The organism is Kordia sp. (genome assembly GCF_045105435.1).
Classification (GTDB): domain Bacteria; phylum Bacteroidota; class Bacteroidia; order Flavobacteriales; family Flavobacteriaceae; genus Kordia.
This window is the reverse complement of the sequence record NZ_JBGCDL010000418.1, coordinates 1-5033: the sequence shown is the minus strand read 5'-3', so window position 1 is coordinate 5033 and position 5033 is coordinate 1. Positions and strand designations below refer to the sequence as shown.

At 35.6% G+C, this 5033-nt stretch carries 5 protein-coding genes; all 5 read right to left on the bottom strand.

Going from position 1 to position 5033, the window contains the following annotated elements:
- Positions 1-534 (bottom strand): cysteine peptidase family C39 domain-containing protein (locus AB8B65_RS21070; protein WP_405303252.1); only part of this gene is annotated, 534 nt, incomplete at its 3' end.
- 14 nt (positions 535-548) lie between these two features.
- Complete coding sequence (locus AB8B65_RS21065) at positions 549-1940, bottom strand: metal ABC transporter permease (protein ID WP_405303251.1); 1392 nt, start codon at positions 1938-1940, stop codon at positions 549-551.
- On the bottom strand, positions 1933-3006 hold the full coding sequence (locus AB8B65_RS21060; protein ID WP_405303253.1) for a metal ABC transporter permease: 1074 nt from the start codon (positions 3004-3006) through the stop codon (positions 1933-1935). The genes AB8B65_RS21065 and AB8B65_RS21060 overlap by 8 nt, the downstream gene beginning before the upstream one ends.
- An 81-nt stretch (positions 3007-3087) precedes the next feature.
- Positions 3088-3825 (bottom strand): metal ABC transporter ATP-binding protein, encoded by a 738-nt coding sequence (locus AB8B65_RS21055; RefSeq protein ID WP_405303250.1) that lies wholly within the window; start codon positions 3823-3825, stop codon positions 3088-3090.
- Between the two features lie 245 nt (positions 3826-4070).
- Positions 4071-4985 carry a metal ABC transporter solute-binding protein, Zn/Mn family gene (locus AB8B65_RS21050; RefSeq protein WP_405303249.1) on the bottom strand — a complete coding sequence of 305 codons (915 nt, stop codon included), beginning with the start codon at positions 4983-4985 and terminating at the stop codon, positions 4071-4073.
- Positions 4986-5033 lie beyond the last annotated feature (48 nt).

The window sequence follows — 5033 nt, the reverse complement described above, 5'->3', positions numbered from 1 at the left end:
TTTCTTTTTGATGTTTTCGTCATAAAATGCTTCTGTAGTTTCAAAAACTAACACGTAACCTTCTCCTTTTTCTTTATCAGGATTGCTATCTGTCCAAGCTGGTATAAATTCTTCTTTAGCGTAGGTAAGTAAACCATTAGCAGGATCGGCAATCCAAATACTATCTTTACTCACTTTATACGCAATTACAAAATGTCTACTTTTCCAATGCAGCATCGCAGGATACGGAGCGTCATTTAACAACATTTCATAATCTATTAATACAGCCAACGTTTTTAGTCCAATTAATTCCGCAGTATCCGCTATATCTCCCATAGAAGTTCCTTCTGCTCGTAAGTTAGAAAGCTTGTTTAAGGTTTCTATCTCATAATCCACTCCATAATATTTGCTTATCATTTGCAAGCATGTAGGACCGCACTCCATCTGGCTTTTTTGTATGATGATTGGAAATGGTTCTTCTGGCATTGGCGTTGGTTCTTCTTCTGCATAAAAAAATGCAAGAAATATGTACCAAAGTATTTTTACAATATTCATAATAATAAATGCGTTTATCCTCTAAATAAAAAGAAATCATCTTTCATTTCTTCTATTTCGGTATCTTTATTTGTGATGATATAATCGATGGCTTTTTCGGTGAAATCTTCTCCTTTTTCAGTCAGAGAAATAATTTGATCCGTAACAATAATCATATTATTTTTTTCCGCTAATGCCACAATTGATTGTGAACGTAATCGTTGCCAATTAATGTGTTCATTTAGGTGTTTTACATGACGTTCGCTTTCTTCTGCATGGTTTCTAATATGTAATAAAAATACCAACAACATGATTTCTGTCTTTTGTTGTCGCACTTTGTAATAGCCGTAAATTAGACCTCTTTTTGGCAAAATATAGATTAAAACAGTTGCCAATACGATTGTAATGAGAAAGATATAGAAGTAATCTATAAAGACAAAATTTGAAAATACCTCACGTATTTTTTCACCAAATAGCGAAAGTTCAAAACTAGGATTATTTGCTACAAGGAATTCGTAATATTGGTAAAAAATAATGCTTGTTCCTGTTGCAATACTTACTAAAATTGACATGATGATGGGTTCAAATACCAACAAAAATAAAATAGCCAACACTGTTGTCATGGATCCGGAAATAGACGCATCTAAAATATGTGCCAACCAAAATCCTGCTATGGATGCAATGACGCCAAAAAAGCAGGAAAGCAAGAGCATTTTCTTTAAGTCTTTGGTAAATAAATACGCGGTTGCTGCGGGCGCAATCATTAATGCGACGACCAATATTGGACCAACAGCATCAAAAGCACCAACAATAGTAACGGATGAAACAGTCATTAATCCGTAATGCATAATTACTGGCGAAAATCCTAAAGCGGCTGCCAAACCAGCATCAAACGTACTGACTTTTAATTCTTTGAAAAAAGCAAACAATAAAATTAAAGTGATAATTAAAATAGTTCCAATAATCCAAATGGCTTTCGGACCTAAGTTGATACAGGAATCTGCAACACCTTCTTGACAGTTGATTAGTATGTTATCAAACGCAACAAAACTTAAATCACCAACCATAACAGAATCGATGTCTAAGTGTACATCATTGGCATTTTTAGAAATCAGAATGACTCCAATACTAAACAATGCGGGAAACACCAATCCAATTGCGGTATCTTCTTTGACAAGTCCTGTTTTTTGGATGAATTCGACTAAAATTACCGTGACAACTCCTGCCAACGCCGCTAAAATAATCAATAATGGTGAAGAAGTATCTTCCACAATAAAAAACCCAATTACAATTCCTAATAAGATGGAATGACTTATAGCATCACTGATGAGCGACATTTTTCGCAATACCAAAAACGTGCCTGGAATGGCACAAGCAATGGCAACTAACGTTACAACAATTTGTATGGTGATTTGCGCGCTATCCATGAATATCTTCTACTTGTTGGTTGTACAAATTAGCGGCTGTTTTGTAGCCTTCTTGTGTCATTGACCATTGTTGTCCATTTATTTGCACATAATTTAGATCAACGAGTTCCTGCAATGAACGCTTGGAAAATCCTTGAAAACCGTTTAATATTTTAATCGCATGTGGATGCGAGATATTTTCGTGTGTTTTGGCAATTTCATACATAAACGCCAAAGTTTTTTGCATTTTGATATTATTTCTGTTTTTTCGGAAGCGAATTTCTCTAAATAACAAACCTCTTTTGGGTGAAAATATAAAGGAAAGCAACACAAAACTTGATGCCACCAATACAATTACGGGACCTGTAGATAAATTCCCGACAACGGTACTAATTCCTGTACCAAAAACACCTGAAAATGCTCCAAATACAGCAGCCAATATGACCATTTTCCCCAAACTATTTGTCCATTGTCGTGCTGCTGCAGCTGGCGCTAACAACATGGCACTCATCAAAATAACACCAACTGTTTGCAAACCTAACACAATCGTTATTACAATAAATGTGGTGATTAATATGTCAATGAAACGTGTATTGAAACCGAGCGTTTTGGTATAATCTTCATCAAATAGTAAGATTTTGAATTCTTTCCAAAAAACTAATAAAATAAGCAATGCAATTGCGCCAACAATGGCAATAAGCCACACATCTTTTACTAATAAAGTTGCGGCTTGCCCGAATAAATATGTGTCCAATCCAGCTTGACTGGCATTCGGCTGTTTTTGAATGAAGGTTAAAAGCAACATTCCAAATCCGAAAAATAAGGAAAGCGTGAGTCCTAAAGCCGTATCTGATTTTAAGTGCGTACTTTTCGTGATACTACGAATCCAAAATGTACCAATTAATCCGCTTATTAAAGCGCCAAGTAAGAATAAATTACTGTCTTTTACGCCAGTTATCAAAAATGCAATGGCAATTCCTGGTAAGGCAGCATGCGAAATGGCATCACCCAACAAACTTTGTTTTCGCAATACGGCAAAACTTCCCAACATACCGCAAATAGCACCCAATATTGCCGTTCCTAACATCACAACGCGCGCCGTATAGTTGGAAAAAATAAGTTCTATGTATCCTTGAAAATCTATGGTTTCTTACTTTTTAGTTGTTTTTTACTCTTGAACACTTACTTTATAGTTAATTCCGTAGGTTTTGGTCAAGTTATCATCATTAAAAATATCTTTTACAGGACCTGTGGCAATTTTTTTCACATTGAGAAACGTTACCCAATCAAAATATTCTGGAACGGTTTGCAAATCGTGATGCACTACAACAACTGTTTTTCCTGCTTTTCGGAGTTCTTTTAAGATATTGATAATTGCTTTTTCGGTAGTGGCATCTACACCTTGAAAAGGTTCGTCCATAAAGTAGATAGAAGCATCTTGCACTAAGGCTCTCGCTAAGAAAATTCGTTGTTGTTGTCCGCCTGAAAGTTGACTTATTTGTCTGTTTTTAAAAGGCAACATTCCTACTTTTTCTAACGCTTCCAAAGCGGCTTTCTTTTCTTTTTGCCCAGGACGTTTAATCCAGCCGAGACTTCCGTACGTTCCCATCATTACAACATCTAACGCCGTTGTTGGAAAATCCCAATCTACACTTCCTTTTTGCGGAACATACGCTACCAACGAACGCTGTTTTGCATACGGTTTTCCATAAATAGAAACTGTTCCTGCAATCGGTTTTATAATGCCTAAAATTGCTTTGATCAACGTAGATTTTCCTGCGCCATTTGGTCCTACAATACACATCAATACACTTTCAGGGATTGCTAAATCAATATCCCAAAGTACTGGTTTGTAATTGTATGCAACGGTAAGATCATCTACCGTAATGGCGTATTTTTCTTTCATTTTTTTATTGTTTACACTGAGCTTGTCGAAGTGTTTATTTGTTTTTTGTCAATTTGTCAATTTGAAACGTAAACTTTGTCTTTCTATTAATTTGTCAATTCGAGCGCAGTCGAGAATCTTTGATTCGCTATGGATCCAAAGTACTTCTCGATACAACGAATCACAGATTCGCCACTCGAAGTGACGTTTTGAAGTTCATTTTCTCAATTTATAATTCAACATTTATAATTTATAATTAAAAAAGCCTACTTCAAGGCATCCACAATCGTTTGTACATTGTATTTGTACATTCCTATGTAGGTTCCTTCTACAGTTCCTGCATTTCCTAAAGCGTCTGAATATAATGTTCCGCCAATTACAACTTCATGTCCGCTTGCTTTTACGGAAGCTTGCAATGCTTCAATAGTACGTTTTGGTACTGAACTTTCTACAAAAACCGCTTTTACCTTTTTTTCAATAATAAAAGTTGCAAGCTTTTGCACATCTTGTACACCAGCTTCGGTTGCTGTTGATAATCCTTGCAAACCAACGACTTCAAAATTGTGTAATTTTCCAAAATAATTAAACGCATCGTGCGCTGTGACTAAAATTCGCTTTTCTTTAGGTAAGGTTTCAATAGTGAGTGCAATTTCAGTTGCCAACGCTTCTAATCTTGCAATATATGCTTGTCCGTTAGTTTCAAAGCTTTCAGCATTTTTCGGATCTAACTTTTTAAGTTCATCAATTACGAATTGTGTTGCTTCTTTCCAATATCCAATGTGAAACCAAATATGCGGATCATAGTTCGAAGCAAAATATTCGGAGCCAATCAGTCCTTTTTTATCGATAGCATCAGAAACTGCAATAGTTTTCTTTTGTTGCTTGCGCAATTTTTCAAAAATATCTTCCAGTTTTCCTTCCAAATGTAATCCGCTATAAATAATTACATCAGCATTAGATAACCTGCTTACGTCTCCTGCACTTGCTTTGTACAAATGTGGATCTACGCCACTTCCCATCAAACCTTTTACTTGCACAACATCACCACCAACATTTTTGACCATATCGGTAATCATAGTCGTCGTCGTTACAATTTGCAATTTGCCAACTCGCTTTTTTACTTCTGTTTTACAGCTTGTTATCGTAATGACAGCGATTAGTATGTATATGTATTTTTTCATTTATTGTTTGTTTACTCTGAGCTTGTCGAAGTGTCAATTCGTTATTCG

Coding starts and splice junctions, on each gene's coding strand:
- AB8B65_RS21055 (WP_405303250.1), bottom strand. CDS start 3,825: ATGAAAGAAAAATACGCCATTACGGTAGATGATCTTACCGTTGCATAC.
- AB8B65_RS21065 (WP_405303251.1), bottom strand. CDS start 1,940: ATGGATAGCGCGCAAATCACCATACAAATTGTTGTAACGTTAGTTGCC.
- AB8B65_RS21050 (WP_405303249.1), bottom strand. CDS start 4,985: ATGAAAAAATACATATACATACTAATCGCTGTCATTACGATAACAAGC.
- AB8B65_RS21060 (WP_405303253.1), bottom strand. CDS start 3,006: ATGTTAGGAACGGCAATATTGGGTGCTATTTGCGGTATGTTGGGAAGT.